The 13,762-nt window shown below is 68.9% G+C and carries 13 protein-coding genes; 2 read left to right on the top strand and 11 right to left on the bottom strand.

Going from position 1 to position 13,762, the window contains the following annotated elements:
* Positions 1-31: 31 nt before the first annotated feature.
* Together BM004_RS00745 and BM004_RS00740 are read right to left on the bottom strand one after the other, a co-directional pair.
* The gene (locus tag BM004_RS00745) at positions 32-1,498 is read right to left on the bottom strand and encodes an aspartate ammonia-lyase (protein ID WP_093126397.1); all 1,467 of its coding nucleotides are present in this window, start codon (positions 1,496-1,498) and stop codon (positions 32-34) included.
* 176 nt (positions 1,499-1,674) lie between these two features.
* Positions 1,675-2,667: a LysR substrate-binding domain-containing protein gene (locus BM004_RS00740; RefSeq protein ID WP_093126399.1), complete on the bottom strand. Its 993-nt coding sequence runs from the start codon at positions 2,665-2,667 to the stop codon at positions 1,675-1,677.
* A gap of 69 nt (positions 2,668-2,736) precedes the next feature.
* Here BM004_RS00740 and BM004_RS00735 point away from each other — a divergent pair, with 69 nt between their 5' ends.
* A complete protein-coding gene (locus BM004_RS00735) occupies positions 2,737-4,182 on the top strand; it encodes an amidase (protein ID WP_093126402.1) in 1,446 nt (481 codons plus the stop codon).
* A gap of 122 nt (positions 4,183-4,304) precedes the next feature.
* Here the strand turns inward: BM004_RS00735 and BM004_RS00730 are convergent, their stop codons facing one another.
* Both BM004_RS00730 and BM004_RS00725 read right to left on the bottom strand, forming a co-directional pair.
* The gene (locus tag BM004_RS00730; RefSeq protein WP_093126405.1) at positions 4,305-5,243 is read right to left on the bottom strand and encodes a 2-hydroxyacid dehydrogenase; all 939 of its coding nucleotides are present in this window, start codon (positions 5,241-5,243) and stop codon (positions 4,305-4,307) included.
* Positions 5,244-5,286: 43 nt separating this feature from the next.
* On the bottom strand, positions 5,287-7,140 hold the full coding sequence (locus BM004_RS00725; protein WP_093210657.1) for an ABCB family ABC transporter ATP-binding protein/permease: 1,854 nt from the start codon (positions 7,138-7,140) through the stop codon (positions 5,287-5,289).
* A gap of 41 nt (positions 7,141-7,181) precedes the next feature.
* Here BM004_RS00725 and BM004_RS00720 point away from each other — a divergent pair, with 41 nt between their 5' ends.
* The gene (locus BM004_RS00720; protein ID WP_093126834.1) at positions 7,182-7,622 is read left to right on the top strand and encodes an acyl-CoA thioesterase; all 441 of its coding nucleotides are present in this window, start codon (positions 7,182-7,184) and stop codon (positions 7,620-7,622) included.
* Positions 7,623-7,666: 44 nt separating this feature from the next.
* Here BM004_RS00720 and BM004_RS00715 read toward each other — a convergent pair whose 3' ends face one another.
* From BM004_RS00715 to BM004_RS00685, 7 genes are all read right to left on the bottom strand, one after another.
* Positions 7,667-8,797, bottom strand: a complete 1,131-nt coding sequence (locus BM004_RS00715) for an ABC transporter substrate-binding protein (protein WP_256219735.1) — start codon at positions 8,795-8,797, stop codon at positions 7,667-7,669.
* A 184-nt stretch (positions 8,798-8,981) separates the two neighbouring features.
* A complete protein-coding gene (locus BM004_RS00710; RefSeq protein ID WP_093210655.1) occupies positions 8,982-9,746 on the bottom strand; it encodes an enoyl-CoA hydratase in 765 nt (254 codons plus the stop codon).
* Positions 9,747-9,780: 34 nt separating this feature from the next.
* Positions 9,781-10,374 carry a 2-hydroxychromene-2-carboxylate isomerase gene (locus BM004_RS00705; RefSeq protein ID WP_093210653.1) on the bottom strand — a complete coding sequence of 198 codons (594 nt, stop codon included), beginning with the start codon at positions 10,372-10,374 and terminating at the stop codon, positions 9,781-9,783.
* A 28-nt stretch (positions 10,375-10,402) separates the two neighbouring features.
* Positions 10,403-11,149 (bottom strand): SDR family oxidoreductase, encoded by a 747-nt coding sequence (locus BM004_RS00700; protein ID WP_093126415.1) that lies wholly within the window; start codon positions 11,147-11,149, stop codon positions 10,403-10,405.
* Positions 11,150-11,154: 5 nt separating this feature from the next.
* A complete protein-coding gene (locus tag BM004_RS00695) occupies positions 11,155-11,988 on the bottom strand; it encodes an acyl-CoA thioesterase (RefSeq protein ID WP_093210651.1) in 834 nt (277 codons plus the stop codon).
* An 88-nt stretch (positions 11,989-12,076) separates the two neighbouring features.
* Complete coding sequence (locus BM004_RS00690) at positions 12,077-13,273, bottom strand: acetyl-CoA C-acyltransferase (protein WP_093210649.1); 1,197 nt, start codon at positions 13,271-13,273, stop codon at positions 12,077-12,079.
* Positions 13,270-13,755: an endonuclease domain-containing protein gene (locus BM004_RS00685; RefSeq protein WP_093210647.1), complete on the bottom strand. Its 486-nt coding sequence runs from the start codon at positions 13,753-13,755 to the stop codon at positions 13,270-13,272. Before BM004_RS00685 ends, BM004_RS00690 begins: the two co-directional genes overlap by 4 nt.
* Between the last annotated feature and the right edge of the window lie 7 nt (positions 13,756-13,762).

The following is a 13,762-nucleotide window of genomic DNA, read 5'->3' as shown; positions in this document are numbered from 1 at the left end:
GATCCTGCCTCCTGGCATTGTCCGACTTTCACTAAGCAGCCTTTGTGCCCGGGGCAGCGCCCGACGGCTCGGCGGCCGGTGGAACCGGCGCGGCCGTGAGGCGCACCGGCTGGGTGAGATTCTCCGGCACGAGCAGCGCCTCCATCTCGGCGCGCGTCATGATGCCCAGCGACTCGGCCACGAGATCGATCGGGCCGCCCGTGGCCAGCGCGGTCTTGGCGATGAGCGCGGCCTTTTCGTAGCCGATGAGCGGATTGAGCGCGGTGACCAGCGTGACCGACTCGCGCACCCTCTTGGCGAGGAACTCCCGGTTGGCCTCGATGCCTTCGACGCAGTTCTTCTGCAGCGTGTTGCAGGCCTTGCCCAGGTGCTGGATGCTCTTGAACAGGCTCCAGCCCATGATCGGCTCGAAGGCATTGAGCTGCAGCTGGCCGGCCTCCGAAGCCATCGTGACGGTGATGTCGTTGCCGATGACCTCGAACGCCACCTGGTTCATCACCTCCGGGATCACCGGATTGACCTTGCCCGGCATGATCGACGAGCCCGCCTGCCGCGCCGGCAGCCTGATTTCGCCGAAGCCGGCCTGCGGGCCGCTGGACAGCAGGCGCAGGTCGTTGCAGGTCTTGCTGAGCTTGGTGGCCACGCGCTTGAGAACGCCCGACAGCTGCACGAAGGCCCCCGTGTCCTGGGTGGCTTCGATGAGGTTGGCGGCCTGCTTGAGCGGCACGCCGGTCTGCTCGGCAAGGTACTGGCAGGCCAGGTTGGCATAGCCGAGCGGCGCGTTGATGCCGGTGCCGATGGCGGTGGCGCCGAGGTTGATTTCCTCGATCAGCGCGCGCGCCTCGCCCAGGCGGGCCTCGTCCTCGCCGATCATGATCGCGTAGGTCAGGAACTCCTGGCCCAGCGTCATGGGCACGGCGTCCTGCAGCTGGGTGCGGCCGATCTTCAGGATGTCCTTGAACTCCAGCGCCTTGGCCTCGAAGCTCTTGCGCAGCGAGGCCATGGCCTCGAGCAGCCGCCCGATGGCGAACCACAGCGCCAGCCGCACCGCCGTGGGGTACACGTCGTTGGTGCTCTGCGAGGCGTTGACGTGGTCGTTGGGGTGCAGCACGTCGTAGCGCGCCTTCTCGTGGCCCAGCTTTTCCAGCGCGAGGTTGCAGATGACCTCGTTGGCGTTCATGTTGGTCGAGGTGCCCGCGCCGCCCTGGATGACGTCGACCACGAACTCGTCGAGCAGCTTGCCGTCGATGATGTCCTCGCAGGCCAGGATGATGGCCGCCGCGCGGTCGCGGTCGATGGCGCCCAGGTCGGCGTTGGCGCGCGTGGCGGCCTTCTTCACGTAGGCCAGCGCGCGCACCAGGTCGGGCATGGCCGAGATGCGCGTGCCGGAGATGGCGAAGTTCTCGACGGCCCGCGCCGTGTGCACGCCCCAGTAGGCGATGGCGGGGATCTGCTTCTCGCCGAGGAAGTCGTGCTCTGTCCTGAAATTGGCGCTCATACAGGTTCCTCGGCTAAAAAAAAGCACGCGATTGACGCGTGCCGAAGATGTTGCTTGTGACAGCGGCGAAAAAGCAGCCGCGACTGTAGTGGCGCCCGGCTCGGGGCGCCAATGCCGTATGCGGGGAGGGCCATGCGCGGCATTTATAGATTGTGCGGTGCACAAATTCTGGACCATCAGCCCGGCGGCTGGGTGCCCACCAGGTACGACCACAGCGCATCGGCCGTGCGCTTGGGCTGCAGGGCGCCGTCCACCGGCACGGTCTTGGCGGCGGCGCGGCCGGTGCCGGTCTTCACGGGGGCCGGCGCGGTGGGGCGCTCGCGGTAGGCGCGGATTTCCATCGTCGCCTCCAGGCTGTCGATCTCGGGCGGCAGCGCGCTCACAAGCTTGCGCGCCTTGATTTCCTTGCGCACCGCGCTCTGCGGCAGGAAGGCGATGCCATGGCCTTCGAGCGCCATCACCTTCAGGCCTTCGGCCATGTCGGTCTCGTACACGCGGTCGAGGTGGATGGCGGTGCCCGACTCCTTGAGCAACTGGTCGACCACGCGGCCCAGGTAGGCGCCCGGCGCATAGCCCAGGTACGGCAGCGGCTGGCCGGGGCGGCCCGGCAGCCGGTAGCGCGGCGCGCCGTCGGCATCGGCCTTGACCCAGGGCGCCACGGTTTCCTCGCCCAGGCTGACCATCTCGTACTTGTTGGCGTCCAGCTGCAGCGGCTGCGAGGGGTGGTGGTAGGCAATGAGCAGGTCGCAGCTGCCTTCGACCAGCCGCAGCACCGCGTCGTGCACGTTGAGCGCGATGAGCCGGCTCTTCATGGGCCCGAAGTGCTCGCGCAGCGTGGTGACCCAGGCCGGGAAGAAGGTGAAGGCCAGCGTGTGCGGCACGGCGAACTCGATCACGTCCTGCCCCGCGGCCGAGTGCCCGCGCAGCATGGCGCGCGTGCTCTGCAGCGACTGCAGCATCTCGATGGCCTGGCTGTAGAGCGTCTGCCCCGCCGGCGTGAGCCGCGTCGGGTACGAACTGCGGTCGACCAGGTCGGTGCCGGCCCAGCCTTCGAGCGCCTGGATGCGGCGCGAGAACGCCGGCTGGGTCACATGCCTCAATTGAGCCGAGCGGCTGAAGCTGCGGGTCTCAGCCAGGCTGATGAAGTCTTCTAGCCACTTTGTTTCCATACGCGGCGATTATGCGAGCGCCGCGCCATACTGGGTGCCCCTCCCTTTTCCGCACGCGCCGCCCCTGCCATGCCCTCAGCCGACGACCTGCTTGCGCTCAGCGCCACCGAACTCTCCCGCCGCATCGCCTCGCGCGACGTCTCCTGCCGCGAAGTGATGCAGGCCTCGCTGGCCCGCATCGAGGCGCTGAACCCGCGCTTCAACGCCATCGTCTCGCTGCGCGACACGGCGCAGGTGCTGGCCGAAGCCGGCGAGCGCGACGCCGAACTGGCGCGCGGCGAGCGGCGCGGCTGGATGCACGGCTTTCCGCTGGCCGTGAAGGACCTGAGCCACGCCGCCGGCCTGCCGACCTCGATGGGTTCGCCGCTGTCGCCGCGTTCGCCGGCGCGCACCGACAGCCTGCACGCGGCGCGCGCCAGGGCGGCCGGCGCCGTCGTCATCGGCAAGACCAACACGCCCGAGTTCGGGCTGGGCTCGCACACCTACAACACCGTGTTCGGCATCACGCGCAACGCCTATGCGCCCGAGCGCAGCGCGGGCGGCAGCAGCGGCGGCGCGGCCGTGGCGCTGGCCCTGGGCATGCTGCCCGTGGCGGACGGCAGCGACATGATGGGCTCGCTGCGCAACCCGGCGGCCTTCAACAACGTGATCGGCATGCGGCCTTCGCGCGGGCGCGTGCCGGGCAACCCCGACGACGAGCTGTTCTTCCAGCAACTGGCCACCGACGGCCCGATGGCGCGCACCGTCGAAGACGCGGCGCGGCTGCTGGCGGTGCAGTCAGGCTTCGACGCGCGCGTGCCGCTGTCGTCCGAGCACGCCCTGCCCTCGCCCGACACGCTGCAGCTGGAAGGCGACGGCAAGGGCCTGCGCATCGGCTGGCTGGGCAGCATCTGGCCCGACCTGCCGCTGGCGCCCGGCGTGCGCGAGCTCGGCGAGAAGGCGCTCGACACCTTCCGCACCATCGGCTGCAGCGTGGAGCCCTGCACGCTCGACGTGCCGCGCGAGCACAACTGGAGTGCCTGGCTGCGGCTGCGGCAACTGCTGGTGGGCGGCAAGCTGGGCGCCTACATGAGCGACCCGAAGCTGTTCGCGCAGCTCAAGCCCGAGGCGCAATGGGAAATCGAGCAGAGCCGGCACCTCGACGCGGCCTCGCTGTACCAGGCGTCGCTGTACCGCTCGAACGTGTACCGCGCGTTCGTGAAACTGTTCGAGCGCTTCGACTTCGTGGTGGCGCCCACGGCGCAGGTGTTCCCGTTCGACGCCGAGCTGCACTGGCCCGACGAAGTCGCGGGCGTGAAGAGCGACACCTACCACCGCTGGATGGAGATCGTCACGCCGTTCACGCTGGCGGGGTTGCCGACCTTGAATGTGCGCGCGGGGTTCGGTGAAGGCGGCCTGCCGATGGGGCTGCAGCTGGCGGGGCCGATCCATGCGGACCTCGATGTGCTGCGGCTCGGGCATGCGTACGACCAGGCGTGCGGCTGGGCCTCGCACCGTCCACCAGTATTGGCTTGACTCCCTCCCCTCCCGGGGGAGGGCGGGGGTGGGCGCAAGCGGCGCGTCCATCGGGCGCCCTGCCCGCCCCCGTCCCAGCCTTCCCCAAAGAGGGGAAGGAGAAGGGAAAAGGCGCAAGCCCGTCAGATCGGCGTAACGACGCCGCGCCCCGCGAAGTGCCCTTCGGCATTCGCGAGGAAGTGGTCGACCGACTTCTGCGTGGCCTCGGGCGACCAGCCCGCCACGTGCGGCGTCAGCAGCACGTTGTCCAGCCCGACCAGCGGCTCGGGGCGCTTCGGTTCGCTCTCGTACACGTCGACGCCCGCGCCCGCGATGCGCTTCTCGCGCAGCGCCGCGGCCAGCGCCTCGGTGTCGACCACGCTGCCGCGGCCGATGCTCACCAGGTAGCCGCGCGGCCCCAGCGCGTCGAGCACTTCGGCATTCACCATGTGCCGGGTCGCCGGTCCGCCCGGCGCGACCAGCACCAGAAAGTCGGCCCAGGCCGCGAGCGACTTCAGGTCGCCGAAGTAGCGGTGCGCCGAGCCTTCGCGCGGCTTGCGGTTGTGATAGCCGACCTCCATGTCGAAGGCCGCCGCCCGCTTGGCGATCTTCTGGCCGATGGTGCCCAGCCCCAGGATGCCCAGCTTCTTGCCCGACACGTTCGCCGGCTGCTCGATGGCGTCGCGCCACACGCCTTCGCGGCAGATCCGGTCGAGCATGCGGAAGTCGCGCACGATGCCGATCAGCAGGCCGAAGGCGTGGTCGGCCACGCAGTCGTCGTTGGTGCCCGCGCCGTTGGCCGTGGCGATGCCGCGCGCACGCGTCGCCTCCAGCGGCACGCCTTCGTAGCCCGCGCCCATGCAGCAGATCAGCTCCAGCGCGGGCATGGCCGCGATTTCCTCGGGCGTGATGCCGATCACGCCGATGGTCAGCACCGCGCGGAATTTCTTGCCGTGCTCGGCGATGGCGGCGGCGCGCTCGGCGGGGCCGAAGGCATAGGTCATGTCGTAGACCTCGGCAATCTGGGCCTGGTGGGCGCTCGACAGGCCGTTGAGCACCAGCAGGGGAATCTTGGTCGACACGTGAGAGCTCCTGGAATCGATGAAAAAGAATTGAATGATCGCGCTAGAGAAGCGGCGCCGCTTCGCTCTTCTGCAAAGCCCACATCTGGGCGTAGCGGCCCTGCCGGGCCAGCAGCTCGGCATGCGTGCCGCGCTCGACGATCACGCCGCTTTCGAGCACCAGGATCTCGTGCGCGTCGACCACCGTCGACAGCCGGTGCGCAATGACCAGCGTGGTCTTGTCCTGCGCGGCGCTCTTCAGTTCCGACTGGATGGCGCGCTCGTTAGCCGAGTCGAGCGCCGAGGTGGCCTCGTCGAAGATCACGATGGGCGGGTTCTTCAGCAGCGTGCGCGCAATGGCCACGCGCTGCTTCTCGCCGCCGGAGAGCTTCAGGCCGCGCTCGCCCACCGTGGTGTCGTAGCCCCTGGGCGTGGCCGAGATGAAGTCGTGGATGCGCGCGGCGCGCGCGGCGTTTTCCACCTCGTCGCGCGTGGCGCCCGGGCGGCCGTAGGCGATGTTGTATTCGACCGTGTCGTTGAACAGCACCGTGTCCTGCGGCACGATGCCGATGGCACGCCGCACGCTGGACTGCTGCACCTCGCGGATGTCTTCGCCGCCGATGGTGATGCGGCCTTGCTGCACGTCGTAGAAGCGGTAGAGCAGCCGCGCCAGCGTCGACTTGCCCGAGCCCGAGGGGCCGACCACGGCCACCGTCTTGCCGGCCGGGATCTCGAAGCTCACGTGCTTCAGGATCGGCCGGGCGGGTTCGTAGGCAAAGCTCACGTCCTCGAAGCGCACGGTGGCGTCGGTGCCGGCCAGCGGCTGCGCGCCGGGCGCATCGCGCACCTCGCGGTCTTTCTCCATCAGCACGAACATCTTGTCGAGGTCGGTCAGGCTCTGCTTGATCTCGCGGTAGATCACGCCCAGGAAGTTCAGCGGAATGTAGAGCTGGATCATGAAGGCGTTGACCATCACCAGGTCGCCCAGCGTCATGCGCCCCTCGACCACGCCCGAGGTGGCGCGCCACAGCATCAGCACCAGGCTCACGGCAATCAGCGCCTGCTGGCCGGTGTTGAGCATGCTCAGCGTGCGCTGGCTCTTGATGGCGGCCTTGCGGTAGCGGTCGAGGCTGGCGTCGTAGCGTTTGGCCTCGAAGTCCTCGTTGTTGAAGTACTTGACGGTTTCGTAGTTCAGCAGCGAATCGACCGCGCGGCTCTGCGCCACCGAGTCGAGCTCGTTCATGGTCTTGCGGAACTGGGTGCGCCACTCGGTCACCGTGACGGTGAAGCCGATGTACAGCACCAGCGCGGCCGCGGTGATCCAGACGAACAGCGAGTCGAACTTCACGCCCAGGATGGTGAGCACCAGCACCAGCTCGATGATGGTGGGCACGATGCTGTAGAGCGACATCGAGATCAGCGAGTGCACGCCGCGCGTGCCGCGCTCGATGTCGCGCGTCATGCCGCCGGTCTGGCGCTCCAGGTGAAAGCGCAGGCTCAGCGAGTGCAGGTGCTGGAACACCTCCAGCGCAATGCGCCGCGCCGTGCCCTCGGTGGCCTTGGCGAAGATCAGCTCGCGCAGCTCGCCGAACAGCGAGGTCGAGAAGCGCAGCAGGCCGTAGGCCAGCAGCAGCCCGAGGGGCACGATGAGCAGCGCCTGGGCCAAGTCGGGAGCACCCGGCTTTGGCGTCATCGTGTCGACCAGGTTCTTCAGCAGCACCGGCACGCCCACGTTGGCCACCTTGGCGCCCACCATGAAGGCCAGCGCGGCCGCCACGCGCCATTTGTATTGCCAGAGGTAAGGAAACAGGCGCCGCAGCGTCGCCCAGTCGGAGCGGTCGCCGCGCTCCGGCGGGTGGCCGGACACGGTGTGGGAAGGGACGGGCGTGGGGGGGAGGGCTTCGCCGCTGCGGCGCATGGAGGACAATCGTGGTTGCTTGTTTGTTCCAGATTGTGCCCATGTCAGATACTTCCAGTGCCGCCGCCGCTGCCACCCTCAAGAGCCTGCCCACCGACATGGAGCTGGTGCTCAAGGTCATCCCGATGCCGGCGGACTGCAACGTCAACGGCGACATCTTCGGCGGCTGGGTCATGGCGCAGTGCGACCTGGCCGGCTCGGTGATCCCGGCGCGCTACGCCAAGGGCCGCCAGGCCACGGTGGCCGTCAACGAATTCATCTTCAAGCAGCCGGTGCGCCTGGGCGACATTCTTTCGTTCTATTCGAAGCTGGTGCGCATCGGCCGCACCTCGGTCACGGTCACGGTCGAGGTGTTCGCTGAGCGCTTCCGGGCGCAGGGCGAGTACATCAAGGTGACGCAGGCGACCTTCACCTACGTGGCGATCGACGACAGCGGCCGTCCGCGGCCGATCGAGAAGCCGGCCGAACAGCCCGGCGAGTAAGCAGTTGAGCGGCTCGGCGGCCGAGCGACTGAGCAGCCGCCCCGTCAAACGCCCGGGTCGCGCACCCGCTCGAAGCGCTCGAATTCCCGGTTGATCCAGCGCCCGTTGCGGCGCTCCACGCGGCGGATGTACACCGTCTGCACCACGTCGCGGGTGTGGGCGTCGATCTCGAGCGGGCCGCGCGGGCTGTCCAGCGCCAGGCCGCGGAAGGCGTCCACCAGCCTGTCGCCACTGGCCCCGCGCGCCGCCGGCGAGCTCCATGCCGCGTCGATGGCGGCCAGCGCATCGTGCGCCGCCACCGCGAAATAGCCCGGGCGCAGGTGATTGCCGTACTCCGTCTGGAAGGCGCTCGTGAAGCGGCGGTTGGCCGGCGCGTCGTGCGCAAACGAATAGTGGTGGCTGGTGACCAGCCCGTCGGCCAGCTCGCCCATGCCTTCGAGGTAGTTGTCGTCGGTGGCGTCGCCGGTGGCCAGCAGGCGGATGCCGGTGTCGGCCATGCCACGGTCGCGCCAGAACTTGAGGAAGCTCGCCGGCATCTGCCCCGAAGGCAGGAAGAAGAACACCGCCTGCGGCTTCAGCTCGCGCAGCCGCAGCATGTAGGCCGAGTAGTCGAGCGTGGCCAGCGGCACCCGCAGCATCGCGCCGACCCGGCCGCCGCCCGCGGTGATGCCCGAGACGAAGGCGCTCTCGGCATCGACGCCCGAGGCGTAGTCGGCCACCACCGTGCAGACGTCGCGCAGCCCCTGCTGGAGCGCCCAGCGCGCCAGCGGCAGCGTGACCTGGCCGATGGTGAACGACACCCGCACCGCGAACGGGCAGCGCGCCGTGATGCCCGAGGAGGCCGCGTTCATCACCACGAGCGGGAGCCTGGCCTGCGCGGCGACGGCGCCCACCGCGTAGGCGTTGGAGCTGAAATCCAGGCCCGTCAGCAGGTCGACGCGCTCGCCTTCGACCAGCTCCTGCGCATGGCGGCGCGCCTGCTCGGGCGCGCTGCCGGCCACGTCGCGCCGCAGCAGCTCGACCGGCCGGCCCGCGACATGCTGGTTGTGCGCCGCCAGCCAGACAGCCATGCCCGCATCGAACTGCCGGCCGCCGCCCGCATAAGGCCCGCTCCACGAACCGATGACGCCGATGCGCAAGGGGCGCACGCGCGCCAGCGACAGCGCGGGCACCATGGCGGCGCCCGCAAGAAAACCCAAAGTACGCCGGCGCGTGAACTCGCTTGCTACTTTTTCAGTAGCAGCACTCGCCCGTTGGCCGGGCGTTGCAGACGTTTTATTCTCGAAAACTTGCACGCCGGCCAGTGTAAGCGCGCGAGCTTGCGCTCGCTTTCCTTTGCTTCTCTCGCGCGCGGAACGCTCAGACCTTCGAGAAATCGGGCTTGCGCTTTTCCATGAATGCGCCGAAAGCCTCGCGCGCCGCGGGTTCGCGCAGCATGCGGCCGAAGCTCGCGCCCTCCTCGCCCATGCGTTCCAGCACGGCGGGCATCTGCGCCTTCTTCAGCAGGCGCTTGGTTTCGACCAGCGCGGTCAGCGGCTTGGCGGCCAGCTTGCGTGCCTGGATCTGTGCAATGGCATTGGCCTCGGTCGGCGGCACCACGCGGTTGACCAGGCCCACCTCGAGCGCGGCCTCGGCCATGAAGGGTTCGCCCAGCAGCAGCGCCTCGGCCGCGCGGTGGTAACCCAGCATCTGCGGCACCAGCAGGCTCGAAGCGGCTTCGGGGCACAGGCCCAGGTTCACGAAAGGCATCGAGAAGGCGGCGTTGTCGCCCGCGTAGACCAGGTCGCAATGGAACAGCATGGTGGTGCCGATGCCCACGGCCGGGCCGCACACCGACGCGACGATGGGCTTGGGAAAGGTCGCGATGCCGCGCAAAAAGCGGAACACCGGCGAATCCTGCGTCGACGGCGGGCCGTTGAGGAAGTCGCCGATGTCGTTGCCGGCGCTGAAGATGGTCGGGTCGCCCTGCAGCAGCACGCAGCGCACGGCGGCATCGCCCTCGGCGGTGGCCAGCGCGTCGGCCAGCTCGCCGTACATGCTGCTGGTGATCGAGTTCTTCTTGTCGACGCGGTTGAAAGTGATGGTCATCACACCGGCTTCGGTGTGGACGAGGATGTCGCTCATGGGAAAGGTCCTTGGGTAAAACGGGTGGCGCCGCTCAGGCGGAAAGTGCTTCGCGCACGAAATCGAGGCGGTCCTGGCCCCAGAACATGTCGCCGCCGACGAACATGGTGGGCGCGCCGAACACGCCGCGCTCCACGGCTTCCTGCGTGACGGCCTTCAGGCGGTCCTTGGTGTCCTGCGCGCCGGCCAGCGCGAGCAGGCCCGCGGCGTCGAAGCCCGCATTCTGCAAGACCGCGCCGACCGTCGCCGGGTCGTTCATGTTTTTCGGCTCGACCCACATCGCATGGAACACCGCGTCCACGTACGCGCCGAAGCGTGCCGGCTCGCTCATCTGGAGGCCGGTGGCGCCACGCATCAGCAGCAGCGTGTTGACCGGAAAGTGCGGGTTGTGCACGAAGGGCACGCCGTAGCGCCTGGCGAAGCGCTGCAGGTCGGCGTTCATGTACGGGCCCTTGGGCTTGATGTCGGCCGGCGAGTGGTTGCCCGTGGCCTGGAACACGCCGCCCAGCAGCATCGGCTTCCAGACCAGCTCGGCGCCGGTGTCGGCGCACACGTGCGGCAGCTGCGCGGCGGCCAGGTAGGCGGCGGGGCTGCCGAAGTCGAAATAGAAGTCCACGAATTTGGTCACGGGCGTTGTCTCCTGCTCGGTGTTTTCTTCAGAACTTCTCGGACCACGGGCGCAGGTCGATCTCGTGCGTCCAGGCGTCGCGCGGCTGCGAATGCAGCATCCAGTAGGTGTCGGCGATGTGGTCGGGGTTCAGGATGCCGTCGCTCTCCTTCAGCGCATAGCGCTCGGGGAAGTTGCTGCGGATGAACTCGGTGTCGATGGCGCCGTCGACCACCACGTGCGCGACGTGGATGCCCTGCGGCCCGAGCTCGCGCGCCATCGACTGGGCCAGCGCGCGCAGGGCCATCTTGGCGCCGGAGAAGGCGCCGAAGTTCGCCGCGCCGCGCAGCGAGGCCGTGGCGCCCGTGAAGACGATCGTGCCGCGATGGCCGCCGTTCGGCAGTTCGCGCGCCACCATCCGCTTGGCCACTTCGCGCCCGTTGAGAAAGCCCGAGAAGCAGGCCATTTCCCACACCTTGAAGTACTTGCGCGCGCTCTCCGTGAGGATGCTCTCGGGCACGTTGGCGCCGATGTTGAACACCAGCACCTCGATCGGCCCGATGGTCGACTCGATCTGCTCGACCAGCGCGACCACTTCTTCCTCCTTGCGCGCGTCGCAGGCGAAGGCATGCGCCTTGCCGCCGTCGGCCTCGATCTGCGCCACCAGCGGCTGCAGCTTGTCGAGGCTGCGCCGGGTCACGCAGGTGGCATAGCCTTCGCGTGCGAAGCGCCGGGCAATGGCGCCGCCGGTGGCATCGCCCGCGCCGACGATCAGTGCGGCCTTGGTCTGCGCCATGACGCTCACTCCTTGTAGTAGACGATCTGGTTCGACGTGGCGAGCAGCATGCCGCTCTCGCTCCACAGCTGCGCCGCCTGATCGAAGAAGCCGTTGCTGAACTGCTGCCCCGTGGCGCTGCCCAGCAGGTAGCCCGTGCCCACCTCGGCCAGCTGCGCCGCGTTGGCGTGGAAGTAGGTGGTGATCGACACCGTGCCCGCCGGCACCGGCGTGGCGCGGCGCAGCCACACTCGCGGGTAGAACAGGTCGCTCATGGCCGCGAGCGAGGTGAAGTCCAGCGCCCGGGGTTGCGCGTCGCGCAGCCAGAGCCGGCTTTCGCTGTGGTGGCCGCTGCCGTCCCACTTCGAGGGAATGCTGCCGCTGACCGGGCGCATCTCGTACTGGCGCACCCAGGCCACGCCCGACGGGCCGATGGTGATCCGCTCGACCGCCTCGGCCCTGGGCACCTCGGGCATCGGCAGGTCGTTCTCGCCCCAGGTCTCGCGGCGCACCGCGGTGATCACGGTGGCGGTGGTCGTCATGTGGGGCGCGCCGCTGGCGCCGGCCTGCGTGATCTGCACCGTCCAGTGCTGCGTCGAGCGGTTGGTGCGCACGGCCGTGGCCTGGATGTCGAACGCGCCGGCCTCGAGCGCCGCCGCGTAGTTCACCGTGAGCGCGATCGGCGCGCCCAGCAGGTCGGGATGCCTCAGCACCGCCTGCAGCGCGAGCGCCGCCGTGGTGCCGCCGAAGGGCCCGACCATGTTCCAGTAGTCGGGGCTGGTCATGCCCGTGAAGTGCCCCACGCGGATGTCGCTGTGGTGGAGCTCCAGGGCTTTGTCGAAGGGGTGCGTGGGGGTCATGGTCGGCAGTGTGCCTTCGGTGGTCGCGCTCGGGCAGTCGTGTGCGGGACGCCGGCGTGCTGCACTGCAGTACGCGCGGCGAGCATGCTCAGACGCGCTCGAAGATGCCGGCCGCGCCCTGCCCCATGCCCACGCACATCGTGACCATGCCGTACTTCAGGTTCTCGCGGCGCAGCGCGTGCACCACGGTGGCCGCGCGGATGGCACCGGTCGCACCCAGCGGGTGGCCCAGCGCAATGGCGCCACCCATCGGGTTGACCTTCGACGGATCGAGCCCCAGCGTGTTGATGACGGCGAGCGACTGCGCGGCGAAGGCTTCGTTGAGCTCGAACCAGTCGATGTCCTCGTGCTTCAGCCCGGCGTAGCGCAGCGCGGCCGGAATGGCCTCGATCGGGCCGATGCCCATGATCTCGGGCGGCACGCCCTTGCTGGCGAAGCTCACGAAGCGCGCGAGCGGCGTGAGACCGTACTGCTTCACGGCCTTCTCGCTCGCCAGGATCAGCGCGCCGGCGCCGTCCGAGGTCTGCGAGCTGTTGCCGGCCGTGACCGTGCCGCGCGCGGCGAACACGGTGCGCAGCTTGGCCAGGCCCTCGATGCTGGTGTCGGGGCGCGCGCCTTCGTCGAGGTTGACGGTGCGCGTCTTGGCGATCGACTCGCCGGTCTCCAGGTTCGGCGTGCGGTCGGTCACTTCGATCGGCGTGATCTCGTCGGCGAACTTGCCGGCCTTCTGCGCGGCCAGCGCCTTCTGGTGCGAAGCCAGCGCGAATTCGTCCTGCGCCTCGCGGCTCACCTTCCACTGCTGCGCGACCTTCTCGGCCGTGAGGCCCATGCCGTAGGCAATGCCCACGTCGCCTTCGCGCTCGAAGATCGAGGGCGAGAGCGAAGGCGAATTGCCCATCATGGGCACCATGCTCATGCTCTCGACACCGGCCGCGATCATCACGTCGGCCTCGCCCACGCGGATGCGGTCGGCGGCCATCTGCACGGCCGAGAGGCCGGATGCGCAGAAGCGGTTGACGGTGATGCCGCCGACGCTGGTCGGCAGGCCCGCGAGCACGGCGCCGATGCGCGCCACGTTCAGGCCTTGCTGCGACTCGGGAATGGCGCAGCCGCAGATGATGTCTTCGATGGCCTTGGGGTCGAGGCTGGGCACGGCGGCCAGCGCGGCGCGCAGCGTGGTGGCCAGCAGGTCGTCGGGGCGGTAGTTGCGGAAGTAGCCGCGGTGCGACTTGCCGATGGGCGTGCGGGTGGCGGAGACGATGTAGGCGTCTTGGACTTGTTTCATGGCTTGAGATTCCTGGTGTCTTGTATGGCTCGTTCGTCCGATGGGACGGCGGCTTGCTGTCTTGCCCCCTCTCCCGCTTGCGGGAGAGGGTTGGGGTGAGGGCTGTCTTCCTGCAGCGCCCGCAGGATCCGCTCCCGCACCGCGTCTGTCTGCGTCAGCACTTCGTGGTTCCAGAATCGCAACACGCGATAGCCCTGGGCTTCGATGAAACGTGTGCGGTTCTCGTCGTGGGCAGCTGCGTCCACATGCTGGCCACCGTCCAGCTCCACGACCAGCTTTGCTTCGAGGCAGGCGAAGTCCGCAAAGTACGGGCCGATCGGGCGCTGGCGCCGGAACTTGTGTTCGGCGAGACGGCGGTCGCGCAGGTGGTACCAGAGCAGGGCCTCGGCGTCGGTCGGGGTTTCGCGAAGGCTGCGTGCCCTCACCCTAACCCTCTCCCGCAAGCGGGAGAGGGGACCGGCAGCGCCTTGGTCTTCGCTCATGGTCCTT

The organism is Variovorax sp. OK212 (assembly GCF_900112425.1).
GTDB lineage: Bacteria > Pseudomonadota > Gammaproteobacteria > Burkholderiales > Burkholderiaceae_C > Variovorax.
The sequence above is the reverse complement of the archived record's forward strand: the minus strand, read 5'-3'. Positions and strand labels throughout refer to the sequence as shown.

What these genes read in the sequence shown, in the direction of transcription:
- BM004_RS00710 (WP_093210655.1), bottom strand. Translation starts at nt 9,746, where the DNA reads ATGAGCGACATCCTCGTCCACACCGAAGCCGGTGTGATGACCATCACT.
- BM004_RS00740 (WP_093126399.1), bottom strand. Translation starts at nt 2,667, where the DNA reads ATGGAAACAAAGTGGCTAGAAGACTTCATCAGCCTGGCTGAGACCCGC.
- BM004_RS00745 (WP_093126397.1), bottom strand. Translation starts at nt 1,498, where the DNA reads ATGAGCGCCAATTTCAGGACAGAGCACGACTTCCTCGGCGAGAAGCAG.
- BM004_RS00690 (WP_093210649.1), bottom strand. Translation starts at nt 13,273, where the DNA reads ATGAAACAAGTCCAAGACGCCTACATCGTCTCCGCCACCCGCACGCCC.
- BM004_RS00715 (WP_256219735.1), bottom strand. Translation starts at nt 8,797, where the DNA reads ATGGTGCCCGCGCTGTCGCTGGCGCGCGTGCGCCCCTTGCGCATCGGC.
- BM004_RS00735 (WP_093126402.1), top strand. Translation starts at nt 2,737, where the DNA reads ATGCCCTCAGCCGACGACCTGCTTGCGCTCAGCGCCACCGAACTCTCC.
- BM004_RS00720 (WP_093126834.1), top strand. Translation starts at nt 7,182, where the DNA reads ATGTCAGATACTTCCAGTGCCGCCGCCGCTGCCACCCTCAAGAGCCTG.
- BM004_RS00695 (WP_093210651.1), bottom strand. Translation starts at nt 11,988, where the DNA reads ATGACCCCCACGCACCCCTTCGACAAAGCCCTGGAGCTCCACCACAGC.
- BM004_RS00700 (WP_093126415.1), bottom strand. Translation starts at nt 11,149, where the DNA reads ATGGCGCAGACCAAGGCCGCACTGATCGTCGGCGCGGGCGATGCCACC.
- BM004_RS00725 (WP_093210657.1), bottom strand. Translation starts at nt 7,140, where the DNA reads ATGCGCCGCAGCGGCGAAGCCCTCCCCCCCACGCCCGTCCCTTCCCAC.
- BM004_RS00685 (WP_093210647.1), bottom strand. Translation starts at nt 13,755, where the DNA reads ATGAGCGAAGACCAAGGCGCTGCCGGTCCCCTCTCCCGCTTGCGGGAG.